The organism is Agrobacterium sp. SUL3, from assembly GCF_001263295.1.
In the GTDB taxonomy this organism is placed as follows: domain Bacteria; phylum Pseudomonadota; class Alphaproteobacteria; order Rhizobiales; family Rhizobiaceae; genus Agrobacterium; species Agrobacterium tomkonis.
Genome location: NZ_KQ414500.1, coordinates 1 through 25,984 on the forward strand (window position 1 = coordinate 1; position 25,984 = coordinate 25,984).

Here is a 25,984-nt window from a genome sequence, read left to right on the forward strand (position 1 = left end):
TGTTGATTGCCACTGAGAAGTGACCCGGTAGCACAGGATATTTCCATCGAAAATTGACCCATGTTTGAACTTTGCCCTGCGTGTTTTCAGCGAGGGCTATGGAGTGATCAACATGGCGTTATTGAGCGTGATCCGACGCTGGCATTTTCGAGAGCATTTATCGATCCGGGAGATTGGTCGCAGGACCGGTCTGTCTCGGAATACCGTCCGCAAATACCTGCGTCTGGGGAGTGTGGAACCGAAGTTCAAAGTTCCAGAGCGACCGAGTAAGCTTGACCCTTTTGCTGATCGATTAACGGCTTGGCTGAGGACGGAAGCGAAGAAGAACCGCAAGCAGAAGCGGACGATGAAGCAGTTGCATGCCGACCTGATGAGCCTCGGCTACGATGGGTCGTATGGTCGTGTTGCTGCATTTGCTCGGAAATGGAAGGCCGATCTTCAGCGAGAACTGCAGACCTCGGGACGTGGGACATACGTTCCGCTGGCTTTCGATCCGGGTGAAGCCTTTCAGTTCGACTGGTCGGAAGACTGGGCAATCATCGGCAATGAACGTACCAAACTGCAGGTGGCCCATACGAAGCTGAGCTACAGCCGCGCGTTCATCGTTCGGGCATATCTTCTCCAAACACACGAGATGCTGTTTGATGCCCATAACCACGCATTCCGTGTCTTTGGCGGCGTTCCTCGACGTGGCATTTATGACAACATGCGCACGGCAATCGACAAAATAGGTCGCGGCAAAGAGCGCGACGTCAATGTCCGCTTCATGGCAATGGCCAGCCACTACCTCTATGAGCCAGAATTCTGCAATCCAGCGTCTGGCTGGGAGAAAGGCCAGGTCGAGAAGAATGTCCAGGATTCACGCCATCGGTTCTTCCAACCAACACCACGCTTTCCATCGCTGGAAGCCCTGAACGACTGGCTGGAGCTTCGATGCAAGGAGTTTTGGCAACAGACCCCGCATGGAAAGATGCGTGGGACCATCGCTGAGCTATGGGCCGAGGAAGCGCAGGCTCTCATGCCAACAGCACGTGTCTTCGATGGATTTGTCGAACATACCAAGCGGGTTTCCCCGACCTGCCTCGTGCACTTTGATCGTAATCGCTACAGCGTTCCGGCATCCTTTGCCAATCGGCCTGTCAGCGTCCGGGTTTACCCAGATCGTATCGCTGTTGCAGCAGAAGGTCTGATCATATGCGAGCACCGTCGCATCATCAGCCGTTCGCATGATGGTCCTGGGCAGACGATTTACGACTGGCGGCACTATCTCGCCGTCGTTCAACGCAAACCAGGTGCTCTTCGCAATGGTGCGCCGTTTATCGAGCTTCCGGAAGCTTTCAGAATACTGCAGCAGCACCTGCTCAAAAAGCCGGGCGGAGATCGCGAGATGGTCGACATTCTGGCGCTCGTCCTCCAGCATGACGAGCAGGCTGTGCTCTCGGCCGTCGATATGGCCTTGAAGTCCGGGGTTCCGACCAAGACCCATGTTCTGAACCTGCTACATCGCTTGGTCGATGGTAAATCTTCTACACCACCGACGATAGATACGCCCCAAGCTCTCACACTTGCCAACGAGCCAAAGGCCAATGTCGAACGCTACGATTCCCTGAGAAAGACAACGGAGGTGCGCCATGCGTCATAATCCTGCCAGCGGCGCAATCGTCATCATGCTGCGACAACTGAAGATGCACGGCATGGCTCAGGCAATCGGTGAACTCACCGAACAGGGATCGCCTGCCTTTGAAGCTTCCATTCCAATCCTGTCACAACTTCTCAAAGCCGAGACAGCAGAACGTGAAGTTCGTTCAACCGCTTATCAGCTCAAGACGGCTCGCTTTCCAGCTTATCGTGACCTGAACGGCTTCGATTTCTCCAGCAGCGAGATCAATGAAGCACTCGTGCGACAGCTCCATCGCTGCGACTTTCTCGATGAAGCCAACAACATCGTGCTGGTCGGCGGCCCAGGCACAGGCAAAACCCATATTGCCACCGCTCTCGGCATCCAGGCAATCGAGCATCACCACAAACGCGTCCGGTTCTTCTCGACCGTCGAGCTGGTTAACGCGCTTGAACAGGAGAAAACGCAAGGTCGCTCAGGGCAGATCGCCAATCGACTTGTCCATTCCGATCTGGTGATCCTCGATGAGCTTGGCTACCTGCCGTTCAGTGCATCAGGTGGCGCGTTGCTCTTCCATCTTCTCAGCAAACTCTACGAGCGCACCAGTGTCGTTATAACCACAAACCTCAGCTTCAGTGAATGGGCCAGCGTCTTCGGCGACGCCAAGATGACGACCGCGTTGCTCGACCGGCTCACTCATCATTGCCACATTCTCGAAACCGGAAACGACAGCTTCCGCTTCAAAAACAGCTCCGCCCACGAACCGAAAAATACAAAGGAGAAAAACAGCGACTTGACCAAATCACAAGACCCGAAACATATCTGAAAGGCGGGTCAAATCTCGGTGGAAATACCGGGTCACTTCTCAGTGAAAATCAACACNCAAGACCCGAAACATATCTGAAAGGCGGGTCAAATCTCGGTGGAAATACCGGGTCACTTCTCAGTGAAAATCAACACTGCAGCCTGCGGTGTAGCGTCTGCCCTTCTAGCCACGAATCCTTGCTGCATTCACGAATCCCAACGAGTCCTTGAACCACCACCATCGCGCGAAAAGTGGAGGACGGCAATATACACTTAGGTTAATATTACGAGTTCGTGCAAGTAAGCGATGTGTAAACAAGATGTGCGATTTGTCGAGCAAGGTAGGGCGGCACGGCATTCCCGACTTGAACGTATTGCTGTGTGCGATTTCCCATGAATAAGTAGTCGTCCGGAAAGGTCTGAAGGCGAGCTGCTTCCCGGACAGTCAGACTGCGGCACTGAGTTGGATCGGGATGGATGAAATAGTGGCCGTCTTTCGAAATGTGGCTTGTGACAGTCGTCGATGCTTCGTTGGAGAGCTGAACGCGGAAACGGTCGGCAAATATTCCGCTATCCCAATTGCGGTGATTTGGCCGAAGCACCTCGGGGAATTCAGAGGCTTTCGGGCTGTAATTATGAACCTTTCCGAATACCGCTGCAAAAAGATATCGACCAAGATCTGATGCCATGTGCCCGCGCGTGCCATGCTGGGCAACGGAAAGCAGTTCCGGACACTCAAGCCATCGCAGCAATTCGTCGTTGGACTTGCCGTAGCCGCTTGGAAGAGTGGCGGAAGAGCGAGGCAATGGTGACGCGTTCTGGAATTCGCTCATCAGGCTACGAAGGCGCTGTTCCAGGCCAACGCCAGAGCTTGAGGCCAAGATCTTGGCGGAGTCGAACAAGTAGTCGCTCCATCTCGCGAAGCTGTCGTTGGACTCGCTTATCCCGCTGCGAAGGCGTCCTAGGTTGCCAATGGCGTCCTCGACCGTCCTGCGCCTTTCGCTGACTGGAATGCTTGTGGCTGACGCGCGCGAAGCCAGGTCGGCTCGGATACCAATGATGATCACTCTATGCCGTCGCTGCGGTACGCCGAACTCCTCGGCCTTCACTACAAAGTCGGACGGCTTCCTCGCTTGACGAAGAGTTGCTTGACCGTTCTCCACCCTTACGGCGAAGAGCTCGTAGATATGGCCGTGCCTTGTACCCAACGAGGACAGGTCTTCCATAAGCATTTCGAAAACGTGTCGACTCTCTACGGTGGACGACAGCATGCCCTTCACGTTTTCCATCACGAATGCCGATGGTCTCAGACGTTCCAGGACCCTTATGTACTCCCGAAACAGATAATGACGCTCGTCTTGCTCCGGTACATAGTCGCGTTTGCCGTTCGCTCGCGCTCGTCCAACCAGCGAATATGCCTGACAAGGCGGCCCACCGATCAGAATGGTGTCATCAAACTTTTGAAGTCCTGCGATCGCCTCATCTATCGCTTCGGACGCGGCGGTCGTTCCAAGTTCGAGCTGTCTGGCTTCCCGTGATGCGTGATCCCAGGCGCCGTTGCCAACGAGGGCCCAATCCGGCTCTCCCACCGCGCCCGCATGAAAGTTGACGAACTCGGCCGGGAGTTTCCCATGCTCGGCGCGAAATGCTCTCAAGAAGGCGCGCAGCCGCAAGGTATTATGCGCGGACATTTCCTTTTCTACGGAGATGCCGATACTAAATGGATTATGCTGGTCAACCGACAGAGATGAGAACCCTTCACCTAATCCACCCGGCCCAGCAAAGAGATCAATGATACCGAAAGTGGTAGGCAAGAACGACTCCTGATCGATATGTTTTGTCGGTGTATACTATGTGTAGCTGCAATTGCCAGGATACAAATGACTGATATTGTCGACCCTACGACACGATCGCGAATGATGGCGGGAATCAGGGGAAAGAACACGAAACCCGAGCTTGTGCTTCGCCGTGCGCTCCATGCACAAGGGCTGCGTTTCCGCTTACATAGCACGAAAATCATCGGCGCGCCTGACATCGCCCTTCCAAAATACAAGGCGGTAGTATTCGTACATGGCTGTTTCTGGCACCGCCACTTTCGCTGCCGTTATGCGACAACGCCGTCTACCCGACCGGAGTTTTGGCAAGCCAAGTTTGCCGCCAACGTTGCCCGCGACGACGACGTCAAGCGCGCGTTGCTCGATATAGGCTGGCGGGTAGCGACGGTTTGGGAATGTGCGTTGCGAAAGCAGAACTTAATTGAAGCGGCAGCTAGGCAGTTGACGGAATGGCTTCCGACCGCTTCAAAAGAGATAGAAATCGGGGAGGGTGAGGTCTAGTCGATCCGGGATCGGTCATTTCGCTGAGCCTAGCAACCGGTGCCGGCTTGGAAGCAATCACCCGACACGAACTGTCCGAGACGACTACCACTTTTCCGCAACGAATTCATGCGAGATTTGATGCAAACTTCCTCTGTACGAGCATATGCAGGTGGTCGATCACGCGGCGCGTTCGGTCTCGCCATCCTTTCACTAGAATACCTACGCTGAGAAGAAATCACCGAAGCCCGGACATCAAAAAGGTGAAGGTGACTGCTGCGAGCCGTCGGGATGATGTCCCTCGACCGCAAGCCCTCGAAGTTCGTCGAACGTTCTAGCCTCAGGAAGCAGACGCCTCCCCTGGAAGAACGCAGGAAAAAGCTTTACCTCCTTCGATTTCATGATGATCATGAGCGTGAAGGCGGCGGGGATTTCCACGATCTCAAGTTCGTATATGTCCTGGCTGCTTGAGGCTTCGGTTTCCGCGGCTTCGAGTGCATCGTTGTAGGCAAGCGCGAAGCTGCCACGTCGAAACGAACTGTAGGATCCATTTTCACGACTGCTGATGTCCAGAACACCGAAACCATCGTCATCCCGGACAAGGTACTGCCATCCCATAGTATAGGGGGAGGCGAGGTCGGCTTCTGAGCGCGGTACTGCTCCAAGCACCCTCTTGGGGAATGGACCGATGTGGCGGTACTCGGTGTTCGCACGGCTTCGCCCAGGCATGGCGGCCAGGAAACCCATTGCCCGATTGAATTTCTCGCCGACGGAACTCGGTGCTCGAAGCATCGCGATTGTCATTCTATCTCTCCATGCCTCAAGTCCCGTATATCATTTTTCCGGCGCACGAACATGGTAGGTCTGAACCCAGCGACCCCCGTACTCGAGGTAATCGTTTCGAAGCTCGCTCCCAGGTACCGGGAACGAATGATCAAAACACGGGTCTCCTATCAGGTAGTGATCTTCTCCATTCTCGTCGAGCCAGCAGCCGTGGATCACAACTGCATGTCCTCCCTCCGATGGCCATTTGATCTGAACGCAAACGGGATTTCTCCTGTCCAATTGCTGCATGGCCTGTCGAAGTTCGGCAGATCCAGGATAAGTCGAATTGTCGCAACCCACGATCCGAAGCCCCGTCAGCATCGTATCCTCTCGGTTCCACGACTCTTCGGGCACCCATGGCGGCGGAAGGCCAAGTGCTCGTCCGACGATCTCGTCCTGAGAAACATAGTCCTCGCAGTCGTAGTATTGCGAAATGCTCGAAGCCGTTGCCGCCCAGCACCAGTTGCTCCATTTCTGCGTTTGCATTTGGAAGGTCAGGTGCAATTGGTTTGGATATCTGACGCGCTCTGGAAGTCGATAGAGGCTGCTGATCCAATCGAACACGGAGCTGACGAACCTGAATCCCTCACGCATTTTTCGCGAACCCACCGTGCAGGTGGCCAGCTACCTGCACGCCGCCCAGATCCAGAAAGCCGTCATCGATCACCGTGACCACGCCCCGTACGGGCGCGACTGCCTGAAGAATCCTCTCGCTGCCACGATGGTGAATGTGAAGGGCAGAGAGTATGCCTTTGTTGTGTGCACCCGTGTCGATCGCTATCCGACCGTGACAACGCGCCACCATCAACGACGATGTCGGCGTGTGTCCATGGACAACGGTCTTTCGGGACGATCCGGTGAAGCTCAGGAAGGGTTCCCGGATCCACATGAGCTTGTACGGATCCTGTCGAGCAAATGGCACACCCGGCTCGACGCCGGCGTGGACGAGAATGTGGTGGTCAAGTTCAACGTACCGCTCGGCTGCACGGAGGATCGCCACGTGGTCGACATCAACAACGTCGAGGATTCGGTCGAGTGCGGCATCATCGGAGGAATCGAAACCGTAGGAGGCGAGGGTGGCTGCGCCTCCCATCCTGGCGATCCAGTGCAGGAGAAGAGCCTGCTTCCGGGGGAGATCGGTCTCGTCGAGGATGCGGAGGATGAAGGAATCGTGGTTGCCTAGAATGAGCCGCGAAGCTGGAAGCTGCTTCAGTGTTTCCGCAACCAGATGCATCGCCTGCCGGCTGTGCGGGCCGCGGTCGACTATGTCGCCGAGGAACACGATCCGATAGACGATTCCAAGACACGCCGCCTGCCTAGATATGCCGTCCAGCAGTGCACGAAGTAGGTCTGTACGTCCGTGGACGTCTCCGATTGCGAAGGTGTGAACGCTGGTCATGTTGAAGATGTCCCTGTTTGAGCCAGAGACATCGCATGCCGATAGTTGGCGAAAACTTTACGGGGTGGTGCCGGGGAGTTGCAGGGTTAATGGGAGATGAATCTCCATGGAAGCATTTTCATCTGCGGCTTCTGGAAGTCTTAGCAATGTCCGGCTAGAACGAGGACGACCTACAGACTTCGATGGTCTGGATGACCCAGCATCTGGCCGAAATCGCCCGAGTTGAACCCGGTCGAAAACCTCTGGCACTTTATGCGCGACAACTGGCTCTTGAACCGAGTCTTTAAATCCTACGACGACATTGTCGATCATTGCTGCGATGCTTGGCGAAAGCTAGAAAGCCAGCCATGGCGCATCATGTCCATCGGACGCAGAGAATGGGCCAATGGGTTTTGATCAGCGAGGGGGCGTATTACTGGTGCATCCCGCGAGAGACGAATAAGTAGCCTCGGACGTCGCATCGGTACATTACTCTTTCGCTTGTAGTTGCGCGGTGGACCTCGCCGGCTTCCCCTAGTCGAATACTTGCCATCGCTCGCAGTAGAAGATCTCGGTTCGTCTTTCAATAAATCCCAAGTACTAGAATGTACCTGGGATTGTGTTTTATGCAGTTGGCTAGTTTTGGCTTCAAGAATGGCCAGTTTCAGCCGTATTTGGCCAGGATCAGCTTGGGTTTCTCAATCAGATATCCAGATTATCCGCAAACGCCGCCCGTTCCTGAATGAAACGGAAGCGGGCATCCGCCTTGGTGCCCATCAGATTGTCTACGGCCTCGCGGGTGCCTTCGAAATCCACGTCGTCGATCTCGACGCGCAGCAGGGTGCGCTTTTCGGGATCCATGGTGGTTTCCTTCAGCTGCTGCGCCATCATTTCGCCAAGGCCTTTGAAGCGGCTGATTTCGACCTTCTTTCCCTTGAACATGGTCTCCATCAGCTCGGCGCGGTGGGCATCGTCGCGGGCATAGGCGGATTTCGCCCCCTGCGCGATCTTGTAGAGGGGCGGCACAGCCAGATAGAGGTGGTTGCCGCGAATGAGTTCCGGCATTTCCTGATAGAAGAAGGTGATGAGCAGCGAGGCGATATGAGCGCCGTCGACATCGGCATCGGTCATGACAATGACGCGCTCATACCGCAAATCCTCTTCGCGATATTTGGTGCGGGTACCGCAGCCGAGCGCCTGAATGAGATCGGCGATCTGCTGGTTGGCGGAGAGTTTTTCGCGGCTGGCGCTGCCGACGTTCAAAATCTTGCCGCGCAGCGGCAGGATGGCCTGATTGGCGCGGTTGCGCGCCTGCTTGGCCGAGCCACCCGCCGAGTCACCCTCGACGATGAAAAGTTCCGCATTTTCGGCCGTGTTCTGGGAACAATCCGCCAGCTTGCCGGGCAGGCGCAGCTTGCGCACGGCGGTCTTGCGGTTGACTTCCTTTTCCTTGCGGCGGCGCAGGCGTTCCTCTGCGCGCTCGATCACCCAGTCGAGCAGCTTGTCCGCTTCGCCGGGATTGCCGGCGAGATAATGGTCGAAGGGATCGCGCAACGCATTTTCGACAATGCGCTGGGCTTCGACGGTTGCCAGCTTGTCCTTGGTCTGGCCGACGAATTCCGGTTCGCGGATGAAGACCGAGAGCATGCCGGCTGCCGAAATCATCACGTCATCGGTGGTGATTTCCTTGGCGCGCTTGTTTTGCGTCAGCTCGGCATAGTTCTTCAGGCCCTTGGTGAGGGCAATGCGGAAACCGGCCTCATGCGTGCCGCCTTCGGGTGTCGGAATGGTGTTGCAATAGGAATGGATCTGGGTGTCGCCGCCATACCAGGTCACCGCCCATTCCAGCGCACCATGGCCGCCGGTCTTTTCGGTGCGGCCGGAGAAAATCTCGCGGGTGACGGTGAATTCCTTGCCGAGGGTAGCAGCGAGGTAATCCTTGAGACCGCCCGGAAAATGGAACACGGCTTTTTCAGGGATTTCACCACCGGCCGGCACCATGCCGGGATCGCAGCTCCAGCGGATTTCAACGCCGCCGAAGAGATAGGCCTTGGAGCGGGCCATGCGGAAGATGCGGGCCGGTTCGAATTTTGCGTGATCACCGAAGATCTGCGGATCGGGATGGAAACGCACGCGCGTGCCGCGGCGGTTGTGCACATCGCCCAATTCCTCAAGCCCGCCAATCGGCGCGCCGCGCGAAAAGCGCTGGCGATAAAGCTTGCGGTTACGCGCCACTTCCACTTCGAGAAGATCGGAAAGCGCATTGACCACGGATACGCCGACGCCGTGCAGGCCGCCTGACGTCTCATAGGCCTTGCCGTCGAACTTGCCGCCGGCATGCAGCTTGGTCATGATGACTTCGAGCGTGGATTTTCCGGGAACCTGCGGGTGGTTCTCCACCGGAATGCCGCGGCCATTGTCGGTGACCGTCAGAAAACCTTCGGCATCGAGATGAACCTCGATGAAATTGGCATGGCCGGCGACAGCCTCGTCCATCGAATTGTCGATGACTTCGGCAAACAGGTGATGCAGCGCCTTTTCATCGGTGCCGCCAATATACATGCCGGGACGCATGCGCACCGGCTCCAGCCCTTCGAGCACGCGGATCGACGAGGCGCCGTAGTCGTCACCGGCAGGAGACACGGGTGCCGGCGGTGCGGAAGATGCGACGGCCGCAACGGCTGCGGGTTTCGGCTGCACGTTCACATTTGCGGCTGCGGTCGCCGGGGCCTTCACGGGTTTGCCCGCGTCCTCGTTCGTTGCCGTTTCGCTGTTTTGTGCCGCCGGAAGACCGGAGAAGAGATCGTTGCTGTCGTCCATCATGTCCAAGGTTCAAAAATAGTGTCGTCAGAATTTCGCCAGGCGAATCATTTTGTATATGGGGCGATTATAGCGCCAAACGTGTAAGCCATGTGGCCGAACGCGGCGCGCCATACGCCAAGACCCATGTCAGGGTTTCGCAACAGGAGGATTGCGCCGCCGCCTTTGTGATGGCAAGTCTCGCAGCCACGAATGAACGGTTAACCAAGTCATGTCCACAGCTCATTTCACGTTTTGTACTCTTTTCTGCCTGACTGTTGCGGCGATGCCGGGCGCTGCTTCCGCTGCCGATGGGCCGTTGCGACCCTTCAAGGACGAGCTGTTTTCCAGCCAGACGGTGCTTTCCACCGCCGATGGCGGTGCGTCCGAAGTCATCGATTATCAGGAGATGCGCGACATCAACGGCCGCGATGAGGTGCCGGAGCGGCGGGTTAAGCGGCAATATATGGATATGGCGCCAAAGAAGGCGCAGGCGCTGGAAAGTGTTTCTGTTGAGGGCAGGGCGCTTGAGGTCGGCCGCGTCGGGCCGGCAAGCGGGCAGGCCTTCACTGTCATCTTCATTCACGGACGCGGCGGCGACCGGCGGCTCGGCATGAACGACTATACGTTCGGCGGCAATTTCAACCGGCTGAAGAATCTCGCAGTTGCCAATGGCGGAACCTATTATGTGCCGAGCGTGCGCTCCTTCGATGAAAATGGCGTTGCCGATGTCGCGGCGCTGATTGCCGACGCGGCCAAAAAGTCGGGTGGGAAACCTGTCGTGCTCACCTGCGCCTCGATGGGCAGTTTCATCTGTTATGGCATCAGCCGCGACAAGGTTGCCGTCGCCAATCTCAAGGGCATGGCGATCCTCGGCGGCGCGGTCGATCCCGATTTTCCGAAAAGCGCCTTTGCCAGGGCGAAGAAACCGGTCTGGTTCACCCATGGCAGCGCTGACAAGGTCTATTCGGCGGATCAGCAGGCGACGATTTTCCGTGCATTGCTGAAGGCCGGGGAGCCGGCGCGGTTTACGCGGTTCGAGACCGGCAGCCACGGAACGCCGGTGCGCATGACCGACTGGCGGGCGGTTTTGAACTGGATTTTAAGCCGCTAAGGCCTCTGTTTTGGGTTAGCGGCGGCAAATTTCAGAAATTGGCTGCCGTTTTGAACCTTCGGGCCGCTTTTTTGTACCATTTATTGCCGGGGCCGTTTAAAGGAATATCCCGGGATTTCCGGCAGTGTTTCTGTCGCGATTATGGGCCGTGAGACGGCCGAGGGAAGGGGTGCTGCCAAGGGCGGCAGCCTCGAGACAAAGGGAATGGGATACGCATGACGCCGAATGTTCGACCGCTTGTTGCCGGAAACTGGAAGATGAACGGCACGCGTGCCTCGCTCGATCAGATCAAGGCCATGGCAGAGGGCGTCAAGGGCGCGCTGTCCGAGAAGGTGGATGCGCTGATCTGCCCGCCCTCAACACTGCTTTATGTCGCAACGGCGCTGTGCGATGACAGCCCGCTGATGATCGGCGGACAGGATTGCCACCAGAATGCATCCGGCGCACATACCGGCGATATTTCCGCCGAAATGATTGCTGACTGCTTTGGCACCCATGTCATCGTCGGCCATTCCGAGCGCCGCACCGATCACGCCGAGACGGATCATCTGGTGCGCGCCAAGGCCGTGGCCGCCCATCAGGCCGATCTTATCGCCATCGTCTGCATAGGCGAGACCGCGGATGAGCGCAAAGCCGGCCAGACGCTCGATATTCTCAAGCGCCAGCTGGCCGGCTCCCTGCCGGATGAAGCGACGGCTGAAAATACCGTCATCGCCTATGAGCCTGTCTGGGCGATTGGTACCGGTCTCACCCCCACCACGCAGGACGTGCGCGAGGCCCATGCCTTCATGCGCGACGAGCTGGTCAAACGCTTCGGTGAAGCCGGCAAGACCATGCGCATTCTCTATGGCGGTTCGGTGAAGCCCGCCAATGCGCTGGAACTGATGGGCGTCGAGAACGTCGATGGTGCGCTGATCGGCGGTGCCAGCTTGAAAGCCTCGGACTTCCTTTCCATCTATGCGGCATATGAGCAACTGACGGCCTGAGACAAGCTTTCCTGTCACAGGGGTTGGAAAGGGGCTTGGAATAAACCTTCGCCTCATGTAAAGAGCCGCGAAACCTTCTTTGTAGTGCTCCGCGCGGGGCATGGAATGGATTGTCATGCAGACCGTTTTGATTGTTATTCACCTCATGATCGTGCTGGCGCTTGTCGGCGTGGTCCTGATCCAGCGTTCCGAAGGCGGCGGCCTCGGTATCGGCGGCGGTTCGGGCTTCATGTCCGCGCGCGGAACGGCCAATGCGTTGACCCGCACAACGGGGATCCTCGCCGCGCTGTTCTTCCTGACGTCGCTCGGCCTTGGTCTTATGACCCGTTACGAATCGCGTCCAACCGATATTCTGAACCGTATTCCGGCCACGCAAGGCCAGGGTAACGGCATTCTCGACACGCTCGGCCCGGCAGCGACGCCCGCAACGCCGGCTCCGGCTGGAAATGGCGTTCCGACCAATAGTGGTGCAGCCGCACCCGCACAGACGGCTCCTGCCGCTTCCGGCACGGCCGCTCCGGCACCGGCGCAGCCCGCCGATCCGAACGCAGTTCCGACCGGTCAATAAGCCCGGTTCTGATTTAACGCTCCGGCAGGCCAAAAGCCTGCCGGTTTTCTTTTGTTCGTATTCCGGCCAGTTGAATTACACATTCGTCAACAGCGAATTTGTAACAGCATGAAATTTGGGCTGGCGGAATCAGAGGTAAAAAGGTATCCGGTGAATCCCATGGCGCGATATGTATTCATCACAGGCGGCGTGGTCTCCTCTCTAGGCAAGGGCATCGCCGCGGCAGCACTCGGAGCTTTGTTGCAATCCCGTGGTTATCGGGTGCGGCTTCGTAAACTCGACCCCTATCTGAACGTCGATCCCGGCACCATGAGCCCGACACAGCACGGAGAAGTGTTCGTGACTGACGACGGTGCCGAGACGGACCTCGACCTTGGCCATTACGAGCGCTTCACGGGGCGTTCGGCCACCAAGACCGATAACATCACCACCGGTCGCATCTACAAGAACATCATCGACAAGGAACGGCGCGGCGATTATCTCGGCGCAACCGTTCAGGTCATTCCGCATGTCACCAACGAGATCAAGGATTTCGTGATCGAAGGCAATGACGATTACGACTTCGTCATCTGCGAGATCGGCGGCACGGTGGGTGACATCGAGGCGATGCCATTCATGGAAGCGATCCGCCAGCTCGGCAACGACCTGCCGCGCGGCACGGCGATCTATCTTCACCTGACGCTGATGCCCTATATTCCGGCAGCTGGCGAGCTGAAGACCAAGCCGACCCAGCATTCCGTGAAGGAACTGCAGGCGCTCGGTATTCACCCCGACATCCTTCTGGTGCGCGCCGACCGGGAAATCCCGGAAGCGGAACGTCGCAAGCTTTCACTGTTCTGCAACGTGCGTCCTTCCGCCGTCATCCAGGCGCTGGATGTGGCGAATATCTATGACGTTCCGATTGCCTACCACAAGGAAGGCCTCGATTCGGAAGTGCTGGCCGCTTTCGGCATCGAACCGGCGCCGAAGCCGCGCCTGGAGCAGTGGGAAGAGGTTTGCAACCGCATCCGCACGCCGGAAGGCGAAGTGACGATTGCGATCGTCGGCAAATATACCGGTCTCAAGGATGCGTATAAGTCGCTGATCGAAGCGCTGCATCACGGCGGTTTCGCCAACCGCGTCAAGGTCAAGCTGGAATGGATCGAGTCCGAGGTCTTCGAAAAGGAAGATCCCACACCCTATCTCGAGAAGGTCAACGGCATTCTGGTGCCGGGCGGCTTCGGCGAGCGTGGTTCCGAAGGCAAGATCATGGCGGCGCAGTTTGCGCGTGAGCGCAACGTGCCCTATTTCGGCATCTGCTTCGGCATGCAGATGGCGGTCGTGGAAGCGGCCCGTCATCTCGCCGGCATCGAAAGTGCCTCCTCCACCGAATTCGGCCCAACCCCCGAGCCGGTCGTCGGCCTGATGACCGAATGGGTCAAGGGCAACGAGCTGGAGAAGCGCTCCTCCAAGGGCGATCTCGGCGGCACGATGCGTCTTGGCGCCTACAAGGCGGCGCTGAAGAAAGACACCAAGATCGCCGAAATCTACGGCACCACGGATATTTCCGAGCGCCACCGTCACCGCTACGAGGTGAATGTGGACTACAAGGACCGGCTGGAAGAATGCGGTCTCGTCTTCTCGGGCATGTCTCCGGACGGTGTCCTGCCGGAAACGGTGGAATATCCTGATCACCCGTGGTTCATCGGCGTTCAGTACCACCCGGAACTGAAGAGCCGCCCGCTCGACCCGCATCCGCTGTTTGCGAGCTTCGTGGAAGCCGCAGTGGAGCAGAGCCGGCTGGTTTGACGGTTTGAATGATTATGAAGAGGGCCGCGACAGCGGCCCTTTTTTATTGATGCGCTCTCCGTCGTCATGCTCGGGCCTGTCCCGAGCATCTGCTACGTTGCGATTGGCGATACGTAGGCAGATCTTCGGTACAAGACCGAGGATGACGCCGCGTTTGAGGTGAGGTTTGTTGTAGCGCCGATACCTGCGTCTCGCGGTTATTTAGGGTCAAACAAAAAACGGGCCCGAAGGCCCGTTCCGATCTCAGCAAAAAAACCGACAGGCTTATTTCGGCCCGATCATGTTTTCCGGGCGCACATACTGGTCGAATTCCTCGTTGGTGAGGTATCCGCCGCCGACGGCTTCTTCGCGCAGCGTCGTGCCGTTCTTGTGCGCAGTCTTGGCGATCTTGGCGCAGATGTCGTAGCCGAGCTTGCTGTTGAGCGCTGTCACCAGCATCAGCGAGTTTTCGACGCCCTTTTTGATGTTGTCTTCGCGGGCCTCGATGCCGACGACGCAATTGTCGGTGAAGGAGACGGCCGCGTCGCCCAGAAGCTGGACCGACTGCAGGAAGTTGTAGGCCATCATCGGGTTATAGACGTTGAGTTCGAAGTGGCCCTGCGAGCCGGCAAACGAGAGCGCTGCATTGTTGCCGAAGATGTGGGCGCAAACCTGTGTCAGCGCTTCCGACTGGGTGGGGTTGACCTTGCCCGGCATGATCGACGAGCCGGGTTCATTTTCCGGCAGCGACAATTCGCCGAGGCCGGCGCGCGGGCCGGAGCCGAGGAAGCGGATGTCGTTGGCGATCTTGAAGAGCGCAGCCGCCGCCGCATTAATCGCACCATGCGAGAAGACCATGGAATCGTGCGAGGCGAGCGCCTCGAACTTGTTCGGCGCGGTCACGAACGGCAGGCCGGTGATCTTGGAAATCTCGTCAGCAACCTTTTCGGCGAAACCGATGGGGGCGTTGAGGCCCGTGCCAACAGCCGTGCCGCCCTGGGCGAGCTTGGAGAGCGCGGGCAGGGTGAGTTCGATATTGGCGATGGCCGAGGCGACCTGCGCGGCGTAGCCGGAGAATTCCTGGCCGAGTGTCAGCGGCGTGGCATCCTGCGTATGGGTGCGGCCGATCTTGATGATCTTTTCGAACTGCTTGACCTTGGCTTCCAGCGCCTTGTGCAGGTGCTTGAGGGCCGGCAGCAGGTGATGAACGATCTCTTCCACGCAGGCGATGTGCATCGCCGTCGGGTAGGTGTCGTTCGAGGACTGGCTCATATTGACGTGGTCATTGGGGTGAACCGGCTTCTTGGTGCCCATTTCGCCGCCGAGCATCTCGATCGCGCGGTTGGAAATCACCTCATTGGCATTCATGTTGGACTGGGTGCCGGAGCCGGTCTGCCAGACGACGAGCGGGAAATGCTCGGTCAGCTTGCCGTCGATGACTTCCTGCGCGGCGGCGATGATGGCGTCGCCGACCTTGGGGTCAAGACCGGCCAACGCCATGTTGGCGCGGGCGGCAGCCTGCTTGACGATGCCCAGCGCACGAACGACAGAGGCGGGCTGTTTTTCCCAGCCGATCTTGAAGTTGCCGAGCGAGCGCTGCGCCTGCGCGCCCCAGTAGCGATCGGCCTGAACTTCAATGGGTCCAAATGTATCGGTTTCCGTCCGTGTGGCTGTCATCAATCTTGCCTTTTTACTCGTGTTCCTCCGCCAAAACGGCGCCTTCGCCCGTCTTGCGCGGCCGATATATAGAATCATCGCGTCGGCAATGAAAGCGTTGCAATGCGGCAGAGGCAGATATTTCCCGCCGCGTTAAAGCGATTTCAACGCCAGGGCAGGGCCGGGGTGAAAAACGGACCGGCGTGTCATTTTTACTACGTCTCGAAATGACCGGAAAACCGGGCTTTCGGTGGCATGCGGGCGGTGCTGGGAGCCACGGCAAAGTGAATGAAATAAATAGAAATTTAACCATTCTCGCCAATTCTGGAAATTACGTTTTTACGGCTTTGGCTGTATCATAAGGTTCATTTCGGCACGGTTGTGAACTTTGGGCGTTTCTTTTCAACGGGCCGTTGATCGGCTAGACAGGCATGAAACTGATGCCCGCCGTTTTCCTGGCGGTGCTGGGTGCTACGAGGATCAAATTGCAAGTCACATCTGGAAAAACATCGGCAGCGCTGATGCTGGTTCTCGGTCTTTCCGTCGCTCTTCCCGGCAGCGCCGGTGCGGTAACGCTGATGGACCTTCTGCGCGGCGGCCCGGGCAAGGTTGCGCGCGATCGCGGTGAATTGCCGCCGGCCGGTATCGTCACCTCGCCGTCGGTTTCAGGGCCGAGCGCCGATGCTTCCGATCCCGAGCCCCTGCCGCGGGTTTCCGGCCCACGTTATTATGACTACAAGGCGGATACCGCCCGCGCTGTGAACACGGCCAATTTCAGTGATGATCTCGCCAACCTGAAGTTCAGCGCCACGCCTGAAATCGCCAAGGCGCTGGAAGCCTATTATGGCGCCGGCGGCAAGACGCTGTGGGTTTCCGGCGGTGAATTGACCGAGCGTGCCAACGCCGTCATCGCCTTCTTCGAGACGGTTGGCGAAAGCGGTCTCGATCCGGCCGATTACAGTATTTCCGCACCGGCAAAGGATGTGACCGCCAGCATCAGCGGCAATGGTTCGGGCACGACTGCGACCGGCACGCCGGTGGAAACGGCATCGGCATCCACCTCTGACGCCTATCAGCGGGCGCAGATGCGGTTTGAACTCGCACTGTCTGCCAAGGTTCTGGCCTATGTGCAGGACACGACCCGTGGCCGCGTCGATCCGAACCGGCTCTCCGGTTACCATGATTTCAAGCGCAAGACGGTAAACCTTGCGCCAGTGCTGAAGCTTGCGGGCCTCAGCCCAGATGTTGCCGCCTATCTGCGCAGCCGCGAACCGTCGAGTGCCGAATATCAGGCGCTGAAGGCGGACCTTGCCCGCCTGCGCGGTGAGGGCGATGCGGCTCACACCGTCCGCGTTCCCGCCGATCTGGTGCTGAAGCCCGGCAATAGCAGCGCCGACATGGCCAATGTGGTCAAGGCAATCGAACATCGCGCTTCGCCCGCCTTCAAGGCCGAACATGCGGCGATCATTTCGGGCTACCAGCAGACGCAGGATTATACGCCTGACCTCGTCGATCTGGTGAAGGCTTTCCAGAGCGAAAACGGCCTCAAGCCGGATGGCGTCATCGGTCGCGCGACCGTGCGCGCCATGGTCGGCGAAAGCAACGAGGCGAAGATCGCAAAAGTGCAGGTGGCCATGGAGCAGATCCGCTGGCTGCCGGCCGATCTCGGCCAGCGTTACGTCCTCATCAACCAGCCCGCTTTCATGGCCTATTACCACAATGATGGCGCGGAACAGTTCGGCATGAAGGTGGTCGTCGGCTCCAAGGCAAACCAGACCTATTTCTTCCAGGACGAAATCCAGACCGTCGAGTTCAACCCCTATTGGGGCGTGCCGCAGTCTATCATCGTCAACGAGATGCTGCCGAAGCTGCGCCGCGACCCGTCCTATCTCGACAGGCTGGGTTACGAAGTGCAGGTGGGCGGCCGTGCGGTCTCCTCCACCAGCGTCAACTGGTACGGCTCGACCAACGCCGTCTCCGTGCGCCAGCCGCCGAGCAGCGACAATGCGCTGGGCGATCTGAAAATCCTGTTCCCCAATGCGCATGCCATCTACATGCATGACACGCCGGCCAAAAGCTTCTTCAACCGCGACATGCGGGCGCTGAGCCATGGCTGTATCCGTCTGGTCGATCCACGCCGCATGGCTGCCGCGGTTCTCGGCACCAGCGTCGACAAGGTGGGTGAGCAGATTGCTTCGGGCAAGAACCGCGCCGTGCAGGTGCCGGTGAAAATCCCGGTCTATGTCGCCTATTTCACCGCCTGGCCGGACAAGGACGGCAAGGTGCAGTTCTTCGACGACGTCTATGATCGTGACAGCTATGTGCAGAAGGCTTTTGCCGTGACGACGAAGGCGCGGGCCGCATCGATCTGATAAATCGCATTGAGAGAAAAAGCGCCGGAAACGGCGCTTTTTTTGTTTCGGCCGGTTATGATTCCGGGGTTTGTGGCTTGAAGAGCTCAAACGCCAGTTCGTCATCGCTATCAAACAGGCTGGCGAGCCTCAACGCTTCTTCCAGCGGCGATTTGCGGACGAGCAGCTCATAAAACAACAGATGAATGAAGAGCGGTGTCGCCGCGCCGTCAGGATAACCGGCTGACGCCACATAGGCTTTTGCGCCGCCCTCGATGAAGGCTTTGGCGAAAGCCCCGGAACCCGTGCAGCAGGCCGTGCTGAAAACCACGGTGTCGCGCAGATCGACGGTTCCGAGGAACGCTTCGGCGGGCATGCTGCCGTCCAGCAATTCCATCCGGGTTACATCAGGGTCAAATTCGCCGACCACAAGCCCGTTTTCATCGCCATGGCCGCTGATGATGAGATAGGGGGGCGGATTGTCGGGTTGTTTCAGGCACACCAGAATATCTTCGGGCGTGCCGGGAAGATGCAGCCGGACCGACGCGCCAAGGCTTTCCAGCACTGCTCTCAGAAGCAGGGCTTCGCCGGTATCGCCAATGGCGATGATGCTGACAGCGGTGCGTGGGAATAGGAAATTGTGATCGACCATGGCGGTTTACGCCGCCGCGTCGCGTCCGGTCAGCAACCGGCCCACCAGATCGGGCGTCAGTGCTGCAAAATCATCGATCACGACGTCAGGTTCAAGCTCGGCCATCGGCACATCCGAATAACCGAAAGTGACACCGATCGACGGTACGGCTGCGTTTTTGGCGGCGAGAATATCGTTGATGCTGTCGCCGACCATGATCGCGCGCTGCGGATCGCCGCCGGCCTTTTCGATGGTGCCGAGAATATGGCGGGCATCCGGTTTGCGGAAGGCGAAGGTGTCGCCGCAGGTGATGGCCGCGAAATATCGCGTCAGCCCCAGTTTTTCGAGCAGCGGCAAAGCGAGGATTTCTGTCTTGTTGGTGCAGACGGCAAGCGTGATGCCGGCTTCCGAGAGCGCATCCAGCGTGTTGATGATGCCGGGATAGGGGCGGCTTTCGCCGGGCATTTCGGCACGGTAGTGGGTGATGAAACGCTCATAAAGCGGGTCGATCTCGGCTTCCGGCAGTTCCGTCTCGCGCAATGCGAAGGCCCGCTTGATCATTACCCGCGCGCCCTGGCCGACGAGGTGGGTCAGATCGTCATAGGTGACGGGGGCAAGGCCGGCTGCGACGATGGTGTGGTTGAGGCTCGAGACAAGGTCGGCGGCGGTGTCGACGAGCGTGCCGTCGAGATCAAAGATGGCGAGCGGAGAGAGCGGGCGGGATGTCACGGGAACGGGCCTCTTGGAGAATGCGGATGTCGAGGTGTCGGTGCTTTCATTCATGCCAAGCCTAGGCAAACGGGCGTGTCTTTGCAACCGCGTCACAACGTTCTGTTCGTTGGCTTGAAAAAGGCTTTCGTTTGGCTTTCGACCCGTGTAAACAGCACGGCGACGACAAAGCTACCGGAGTTTCAGGCACATGGATGCCCGCCAGATGAAGATCAAGGCCGCCGAGGCCGCATTGTCCCATGTGCAAGACGGGATGAGGCTTGGTATCGGCACGGGTTCGACGGCCGAGGAATTCGTCCGGCTTCTGGCCGAGAAGGTCGCGGCCGGTCTCAAGGTCGAGGGCGTGCCGACATCCGAGCGCACCGCGCGTCTCTGCGTCGAGCTTGGCGTGCCGCTGAAATCCCTCGATGAATTGCCGGAACTGGACCTGACCATCGACGGCGCTGACGAGGTGGATCACGGGCTGCGTCTCGTCAAGGGCGGCGGTGGTGCTCTTCTGCGCGAAAAGATCGTCGCGGCGGCATCTGCCCGCGTGATCGTCATTGCCGACCAGAGCAAGGTCGTCGAGACGCTGGGTGCCTTTCCGCTTCCCATCGAAATCAACCCGTTCGGCCAGGTGGCGACACGCATCGCCATTGAAAAACTGGCAGCGCGGTCCGGTCTTTCGGGTGCACTGACAATGCGTTCGTCCGGCGACGGCGCCTTCATGACGGATGGCGGACACCTTATCCTCGACGCATCTTTTGGCCGTATTCCTGATGCAGAAGCGCTAGCACGCGAGCTGAACACGATTCCCGGTGTCGTCGAGCACGGACTTTTCATAAATTTGGCATCGCTTGCCATTATCGCGGGTCCTGAAGGCGCCCGCGTGATGCAGGCAGTATAACAGGAGCGAGATTTTCATGATCAAACTAGCGGGACTGGGCAAAGCTGCCGCTGCTTCGATCCTCATTTCCGGCGTTGTGTTCGGTACTGCCGCACGCGCTCAGGAAATTTCGGAAGCGCATGTTGCTGCCGCACGGCAGGCAATCGCCTCTCTTGGCGTTACCGACCGTTTTGACGACATTCTGCCTGGATTGGCCGAGCGTCTGAAGGCCGAACTTATTCAGGCCTCGCCGAATGTCGAGGATGCCATCACCGAGACCGTCGATGCCAAGGCGCTCGAGCTTGCGCCGCGCCGCGCCGATCTGGAACGCGAGGCTGCACTCACCTATGCGCGCGCCTTCAGCGTCGAAGAGCTGAACGCCATTTCCGCCTTCTACAGCAGCGAAGCGGGCAAGAAGCTTCTGAAGGACGGTCCGATCGCCACGCGCGAATTGATGAAGGCCGCCGATATCTGGGCCGCCGGCATCAACCGCGATCTCAACGCGTCCAGCATGTCGGAACTGCAGAAGGTTGCCGGCGCCGATCTGAAGCCGCTTCCGGCCGATCAGAACGCCACGGGCGGCGCTCCGGCTGCTCCCAAGCCCTGATTGAATGAACAGACAGTTCAGAAATATTCAAAGCCCGGTCGCAAGACCGGGCTTTTCATTTGTGCGTCGCAGCACCTATATGTGCCGTGAAGACGCCACCGTTCGCCTCGAGGCTGATGGCGTGGTTTTGATCAGGGGTTTTGACTATGACAGCTTATGACTACGATCTTTTCGTCATCGGTGGCGGCTCGGGCGGCGTGCGCAGCGGCCGCGTGGCGGCCTCGCTCGGCAAGCGCGTGGGGATTGCTGAAGAATATCGTTATGGCGGCACCTGTGTCATTCGCGGCTGCGTGCCGAAGAAGCTGTTCGTCTACGCCTCGCAATTCCCCGAACATTTCGAGGACGCCGAAGGTTTCGGCTGGAGCGTTGGTGAGCGCAGCTTCGACTGGAAGAAGCTGATCGCGGCGAAGGACAAGGAAATCACCCGTCTCGAGGGGCTGTATCGCAAGGGGCTGGAAAACGCCAAGGCCGATATTTTCGACAGCCGTGCCGAACTGGTCGATGCCCATACCGTGAAGCTCACAAAAACCGGTGAGACCTTCACGGCAGAGCGTATCGTGATTGCCGTCGGCGGCACGCCGAACGAGCACAAGGCGTTGCCCGGCCATGAGCTGACGATCTCGTCCAACGAGGCGTTTAATCTGGAAGAACTGCCGAAATCGATCCTGATTGCCGGCGGCGGTTACATCGCTGTTGAATTCGCCAATATCTTCCACGGGCTCGGTGTCGAAACGACGCTGATCTATCGCGGCAAGGAAATCCTTTCGCGGTTCGATCACGACATGCGCAAGGGCCTGCATGAGGCGATGGAGGCCAAGGGCATCCGCATCATTCTCGAAGATATCATCGAGGAAGTCAGCAAGGATGGTGCCGATGGTTTCGTGGCCCGTACCAAGCAGGGCAGCTCGCTGCATGTCGGCCTGGTCATGCTGGCGCTTGGCCGCGATCCGAATACCAAGGGTCTGGGTCTGGAAAATGCCGGTGTGAAGCTGGATGCGCGGGGCGCGATCATCGTTGATGATTATTCGCGCACGAATGTGCCGAACATCTTTGCGCTGGGGGACGTCACCGACCGGGTACAGTTGACGCCGGTGGCGATCCACGAGGCCATGTGCTTCATCGAGACCGAATACAAGAACAACCCGACCAAGCCGGATCACGAGCTGATCGCGACGGCGGTGTTCTCGCAGCCGGAAATCGGCACCGTCGGTCTTTCGGAAGAGGAGGCGGGCAAGAAATATCCGGAGCTGGAAGTCTATCGCGCCCAGTTCCGGCCGATGAAGGCAACGCTGTCCGGCCGTCAGGAAAAGACGATCATGAAGCTGATCGTCAATGCCGCCGACCGCAAGGTTGTCGGCGTGCATATTCTCGGCCACGAGGCGGGCGAGATGGCTCAGCTTCTCGGCATCACGCTGAAAGCCGGCTGCACCAAGGATGATTTCGACCGCACCATGGCGGTTCATCCGACCGCCGCCGAGGAGCTGGTGACGATGTATTCGCCGAGCTACCGCGTGGTGAACGGCGAGCGCGTGTAACGCTGGTACAAGCGTGATATGATCGCTGTCCAAATTCGCCCGCCGCCGTTCGAAAACTGATGTTTTCTGGATGGCGGCGGGCTGGTTAAATCGTTTGAATTGACTTTTGTACATCTGGAGTGCCCAAAAGGGGCAGAATGAGCCTGTTAGCCCTGACATCGGCTATGCAAAGCCGATGCTTGGAGCTATAAGCCGCTCAATTTTTCGAGGCGGTCGCGCGACAGTCGCGCGGGCGAAAAAAGGGTAAGAACATGGCACAGAATTGGACACCCGGCAGTTGGCGGCAGAAACCGATCCAGCAGGTTCCCGAATATCCTGATGCGGCAGCGCTTGCTGCAACGGAAGCCACGCTTGCGACTTATCCGCCGCTGGTTTTTGCCGGTGAAGCCCGTCGTCTGAAGAAACAGCTCGCCAATGTGGCTGAAGGTAACGCCTTCCTGCTGCAGGGCGGCGATTGCGCCGAAAGCTTCCTCGAGCATGGCGCGGACAATATCCGCGACTTCTTCCGCGCTTTCCTGCAGATGGCCGTTGTCCTGACCTATGGCGCGCAGCTGCCTGTCGTGAAGGTCGGGCGTATTGCCGGCCAGTTCGCCAAGCCGCGCTCTTCCAACGTGGAAGTGCTTGATGGCGTGACGCTGCCGTCTTACCGCGGTGACATCATCAATGGCATCGAATTCAACGAAGGTTCGCGCATACCGAGCCCGGAGCGCCAGCTCGACGCCTACCGCCAGTCGGCCGCGACGCTGAACCTGCTGCGCGCTTTCGCGATGGGTGGTTATGCCAATCTTGAAAACGTTCACCAGTGGATGCTCGGTTTCATCAAGGACAGCCCGCAGGCGGACCGTTACCGCAAGCTGGCCGACCGGATTTCCGAAACCATGGACTTCATGAAGGCGATCGGTATCAGCGCGGAGAACAATCCAAGCCTGCGCGAAACCGATTTCTTCACCAGCCATGAGGCTCTGCTGCTCGGTTACGAAGAGGCGCTGACCCGCATCGATTCCACCTCCGGCGACTGGTATGCGACATCCGGCCACATGATCTGGATCGGTGACCGCACGCGCCAGCTCGACCATGCGCATGTGGAATATTTCCGCGGTATCAAGAACCCGATCGGCCTGAAATGCGGTCCGTCGCTGACGCCTGACAATCTGATCGAGCTGATCGATGCGCTGAACCCGGCAAACGAGGCCGGTCGCCTGACGCTGATTTGCCGCTTTGGCCATGACAAGGTTGCCGACAGCCTGCCGAAGCTCATTCGCGCAGTCGAGAAGGAAGGCCGCAAGGTCGTCTGGTCGTGCGATCCGATGCATGGCAACACGATCACGCTCAACCACTACAAGACGCGTCCGTTCGAGCGCATCCTGTCGGAAGTCGAAAGCTTCTTCCAGATCCACCGCGCCGAAGGTACACATCCGGGCGGCATCCATATCGAGATGACCGGCAAGGACGTGACGGAATGCACGGGTGGTGCGCGTGCCGTGACGGCGGATTCGCTGTCCGACCGTTACCACACCCATTGCGACCCGCGCCTCAACGCCGATCAGGCGCTGGAACTGGCGTTCCTGTTGTCCGAGCGCATGAAGAGCGGTCGGGACGAGAAGCGTCTGGCGATTGCTACCGCTTGATAGAAAGCTGATCAAACAAAAGCCGCCGGGACATTCCCGGCGGCTTTTTTTATGATTGTCGGCAAGATTATTGCACCAGCGCCGGCTGCTGGCAGCGCACATCGGTGACGCGCACATCGGCTTCGCCGATCTTGACGCCGAGAACCAGAAGCACGTTGTAAAGCAACTGATCGACCGGAGCGGTAACCACCGCAAGCGTGTTGGCAAGCGCTGCCTGAATACCCGCCAGGCCTCCCAGATCAAGGTTGAGAAAGAGCAGCCTTATATCCAGATTGAGGTTCTTCAACAGCGAACTGACAAGGGTGGTGACGGTGTCCTTGGTGGAAATGCTCTTGATCTTTGCCTGGGTGATATCCGACTGCGTGAAGGTCAGCTTGGTCTTCGTCATGTTGGTGGCATTGATGAGGGCGCTGCCATTGATGGCGAGCAGGGCTGAATCGACGATCGCTGCCTTGGTGACACGCGGGTCCTTGCCGAAATTGGCAAAAGCTGAGGTATCGGCATTGCCGAGCGCGATTTCCGCAACGCCGGGAACAACCTCTACATCGACCGTTCCCTGTCCGCCGCCCGTGCAGCGAATATCGGCAAGCCGCGCTTCGGCATGGGCGACTTCCACATAAAGCGGGATATTGACCTTGAGGCCGGCAATGGCCTGAAGCCCGTCCACCACGACATTGACCGCCAGCCGGGTCTGTGCGGTGCGGACGATGGTGCCCTGACCACCAACGGCGAGCGACGGGGTTTCGATCGGCGGTTCACCAATGGCAAGCGTTGCCTTGACGGAGGCGAGACCGAGAACATTGGCGTTGAGATTGAGCGCCAGCTGATTGCCGCCATTGCCGGCAACGGCTGCGGCATTGAGGAGATCGAAGACGCCGGCGGTGACCTTGAGGTTTTCACCGCTACCGATCAGCTTGTCCGAGGATGGTCCGAGATTGAGGATTTCCTCAAGCTTGAGCTTGATGTTGCTCTTGTTGGCGGTTTTTTCCAGCGTCTTGAGAATGTTGGCGACAGCTGGCTGCAGGCCGGTGGTTTTGGTCAGCGCATTCAGGAACTGACCGTAGGTGATTTCCGTCTTCAACACATCCTTGTAGGTGCCGGCGGTGAGCTTGAGATCGATGGCGAGCGCCTCGACGACATGCAGTGCGTTGACATCGGCGGCAACCAGACCCTGGTAATCCATGAGTTTGAGCGAAACCGTGGTGCCGAGCAGGCCGCCGAGCAGGCTGTTCAAAATGCCTTCATCGAGACTTGCCAGTCGCGATCCCACCGAAAACGCCGCGATCTTCTGGGATGAGGCCGTTCCGACCGCAGAAACCTTGGGCGGCGTGGTGAAGGCGGCGGCGAAGAATATCTGGCCCTTTTCAACGATGTTCACTTTCACCGCGTTGGTGGGCAGGGCGTTGTCGACGAACCGCGCGCCGACAGGGATGGTTGCATCCGGCTCATAATGGCCCTTGATGACCTCGGCGTAACCCTTGCTGCCTGCAAACTCGTTTGCGGGATCGAAGGGTTGAAGACCGTTAGAAGTGAGCAGGCCCTGCGGCGTCTTGACGCCGAGATCCATGCCGTTGAGGGCGAAATATTGCTGGACCGCCTTTTCCGGGTCGGCGGCATTTGCCGCCGCCGATATGGCTGCGAGATCGGCGGTCTGCTGCAACTGCCGCTTCTGCAGGGTCAGATAACCGTAATCGACGCCAAGCGCCAGGACGCCGATGAAAAGCGGCGCTGTCAGCCCGGCCGAGATGGCGATGTTGCCGGCCCGATCCTTCAGGAAAGCGGGGAGCAGGGAAGGGATAGTCCGCATG

General features: G+C 58.5%; 21 protein-coding genes and 1 pseudogene. 13 read left to right on the forward strand and 9 right to left on the reverse strand.

All coding sequences use genetic code 11. The annotated features are described in order from the left end of the window. Positions 1–112: 112 nt before the first annotated feature. Both istA and istB read left to right on the forward strand, forming a co-directional pair. Positions 113–1,642 carry an IS21 family transposase gene (istA, locus tag AKG12_RS07310; protein ID WP_136883657.1) on the forward strand — a complete coding sequence of 510 codons (1,530 nt, stop codon included), beginning with the start codon at positions 113–115 and terminating at the stop codon, positions 1,640–1,642. Further along, the gene (istB, locus tag AKG12_RS07315) at positions 1,632–2,444 is read left to right on the forward strand and encodes an IS21-like element helper ATPase IstB (RefSeq protein ID WP_052818378.1); all 813 of its coding nucleotides are present in this window, start codon (positions 1,632–1,634) and stop codon (positions 2,442–2,444) included. The genes istA and istB overlap by 11 nt, the downstream gene beginning before the upstream one ends. A 262-nt stretch (positions 2,445–2,706) precedes the next feature. Here the strand turns inward: istB and AKG12_RS07320 are convergent, their stop codons facing one another. Then, entirely contained in the window at positions 2,707–4,236 is a 1,530-nt protein-coding gene (locus tag AKG12_RS07320; protein WP_052818379.1) for a DNA cytosine methyltransferase, read from the reverse strand. Between the two features lie 66 nt (positions 4,237–4,302). Between AKG12_RS07320 and AKG12_RS07325 the strand changes: the two genes are divergently transcribed. Continuing rightward, complete coding sequence (locus AKG12_RS07325; protein WP_020012619.1) at positions 4,303–4,758, forward strand: very short patch repair endonuclease; 456 nt, start codon at positions 4,303–4,305, stop codon at positions 4,756–4,758. A gap of 234 nt (positions 4,759–4,992) precedes the next feature. Here the strand turns inward: AKG12_RS07325 and AKG12_RS07330 are convergent, their stop codons facing one another. The 3 genes from AKG12_RS07330 to AKG12_RS07340 are packed head-to-tail and all read right to left on the reverse strand — an operon-like array spanning position 4,993 to position 6,961. Continuing rightward, entirely contained in the window at positions 4,993–5,541 is a 549-nt protein-coding gene (locus tag AKG12_RS07330; protein WP_052818380.1) for a hypothetical protein, read from the reverse strand. A 30-nt stretch (positions 5,542–5,571) separates the two neighbouring features. Continuing rightward, positions 5,572–6,156, reverse strand: coding sequence for a papain-like cysteine protease family protein (locus AKG12_RS07335; protein ID WP_052818381.1), 585 nt, complete (start codon positions 6,154–6,156; stop codon positions 5,572–5,574). Continuing rightward, a complete protein-coding gene (locus AKG12_RS07340) occupies positions 6,149–6,961 on the reverse strand; it encodes a metallophosphoesterase (protein ID WP_052818382.1) in 813 nt (270 codons plus the stop codon). Before AKG12_RS07340 ends, AKG12_RS07335 begins: the two co-directional genes overlap by 8 nt. Before the next feature lie 207 nt (positions 6,962–7,168). On the opposite strand from AKG12_RS07340, the pseudogene AKG12_RS30185 reads away from it, so the two are divergent. Next, positions 7,169–7,357 (forward strand): annotated as a pseudogene (locus tag AKG12_RS30185) (transposase); the annotation flags it as partial. Positions 7,358–7,642: 285 nt separating this feature from the next. On the opposite strand, the gene parE reads toward AKG12_RS30185, so the two are convergent. Next, positions 7,643–9,763, reverse strand: a complete 2,121-nt coding sequence (parE, locus tag AKG12_RS07345) for a DNA topoisomerase IV subunit B (RefSeq protein ID WP_052818383.1) — start codon at positions 9,761–9,763, stop codon at positions 7,643–7,645. Between the two features lie 208 nt (positions 9,764–9,971). Here parE and AKG12_RS07350 point away from each other — a divergent pair, with 208 nt between their 5' ends. The 4 genes from AKG12_RS07350 to pyrG all read left to right on the forward strand — a co-directional run bounded on the left by AKG12_RS07350 (position 9,972) and on the right by pyrG (position 14,195). Then, positions 9,972–10,853, forward strand: a complete 882-nt coding sequence (locus AKG12_RS07350; protein WP_052818384.1) for an alpha/beta fold hydrolase — start codon at positions 9,972–9,974, stop codon at positions 10,851–10,853. Positions 10,854–11,068: 215 nt separating this feature from the next. Then, positions 11,069–11,839: a triose-phosphate isomerase gene (gene tpiA, locus AKG12_RS07355; protein WP_052818385.1), complete on the forward strand. Its 771-nt coding sequence runs from the start codon at positions 11,069–11,071 to the stop codon at positions 11,837–11,839. A gap of 115 nt (positions 11,840–11,954) precedes the next feature. Further along, on the forward strand, positions 11,955–12,407 hold the full coding sequence (gene secG / locus AKG12_RS07360) for a preprotein translocase subunit SecG (RefSeq protein WP_046800107.1): 453 nt from the start codon (positions 11,955–11,957) through the stop codon (positions 12,405–12,407). A 159-nt stretch (positions 12,408–12,566) separates the two neighbouring features. Further along, positions 12,567–14,195: a CTP synthase gene (pyrG, locus tag AKG12_RS07365; protein WP_046800060.1), complete on the forward strand. Its 1,629-nt coding sequence runs from the start codon at positions 12,567–12,569 to the stop codon at positions 14,193–14,195. A 264-nt stretch (positions 14,196–14,459) separates the two neighbouring features. On the opposite strand, the gene fumC is transcribed toward pyrG, so the two are convergent. After that, complete coding sequence (gene fumC, locus AKG12_RS07370; protein WP_052818386.1) at positions 14,460–15,851, reverse strand: class II fumarate hydratase; 1,392 nt, start codon at positions 15,849–15,851, stop codon at positions 14,460–14,462. A gap of 500 nt (positions 15,852–16,351) precedes the next feature. On the opposite strand from fumC, the gene AKG12_RS07375 reads away from it, so the two are divergent. Beyond that, positions 16,352–18,202, forward strand: a complete 1,851-nt coding sequence (locus AKG12_RS07375; RefSeq protein ID WP_052818387.1) for a L,D-transpeptidase family protein — start codon at positions 16,352–16,354, stop codon at positions 18,200–18,202. 55 nt (positions 18,203–18,257) lie between these two features. Here AKG12_RS07375 and AKG12_RS07380 read toward each other — a convergent pair whose 3' ends face one another. After that, complete coding sequence (locus AKG12_RS07380) at positions 18,258–18,833, reverse strand: CHAT domain-containing protein (protein WP_052818388.1); 576 nt, start codon at positions 18,831–18,833, stop codon at positions 18,258–18,260. A 6-nt stretch (positions 18,834–18,839) separates the two neighbouring features. Further along, entirely contained in the window at positions 18,840–19,541 is a 702-nt protein-coding gene (locus AKG12_RS07385; RefSeq protein ID WP_052818590.1) for an HAD family hydrolase, read from the reverse strand. Positions 19,542–19,731: 190 nt separating this feature from the next. On the opposite strand from AKG12_RS07385, the gene rpiA reads away from it, so the two are divergent. The 4 genes from rpiA (at position 19,732) to AKG12_RS07405 (ending at position 24,176) form a co-directional block, all read left to right on the forward strand. After that, entirely contained in the window at positions 19,732–20,427 is a 696-nt protein-coding gene (gene rpiA, locus AKG12_RS07390) for a ribose-5-phosphate isomerase RpiA (RefSeq protein WP_046800064.1), read from the forward strand. A gap of 16 nt (positions 20,428–20,443) precedes the next feature. Then, positions 20,444–21,013: a DUF2059 domain-containing protein gene (locus AKG12_RS07395; RefSeq protein WP_052818389.1), complete on the forward strand. Its 570-nt coding sequence runs from the start codon at positions 20,444–20,446 to the stop codon at positions 21,011–21,013. A 146-nt stretch (positions 21,014–21,159) separates the two neighbouring features. Then, entirely contained in the window at positions 21,160–22,548 is a 1,389-nt protein-coding gene (gene gor, locus AKG12_RS07400) for a glutathione-disulfide reductase (protein WP_046800066.1), read from the forward strand. Between the two features lie 251 nt (positions 22,549–22,799). Beyond that, on the forward strand, positions 22,800–24,176 hold the full coding sequence (locus AKG12_RS07405) for a class II 3-deoxy-7-phosphoheptulonate synthase (protein ID WP_046800067.1): 1,377 nt from the start codon (positions 22,800–22,802) through the stop codon (positions 24,174–24,176). A gap of 67 nt (positions 24,177–24,243) precedes the next feature. On the opposite strand, the gene AKG12_RS07410 is transcribed toward AKG12_RS07405, so the two are convergent. After that, positions 24,244–25,983 carry a TadG family pilus assembly protein gene (locus AKG12_RS07410; RefSeq protein WP_052818390.1) on the reverse strand — a complete coding sequence of 580 codons (1,740 nt, stop codon included), beginning with the start codon at positions 25,981–25,983 and terminating at the stop codon, positions 24,244–24,246. Between the last annotated feature and the right edge of the window lies 1 nt (position 25,984).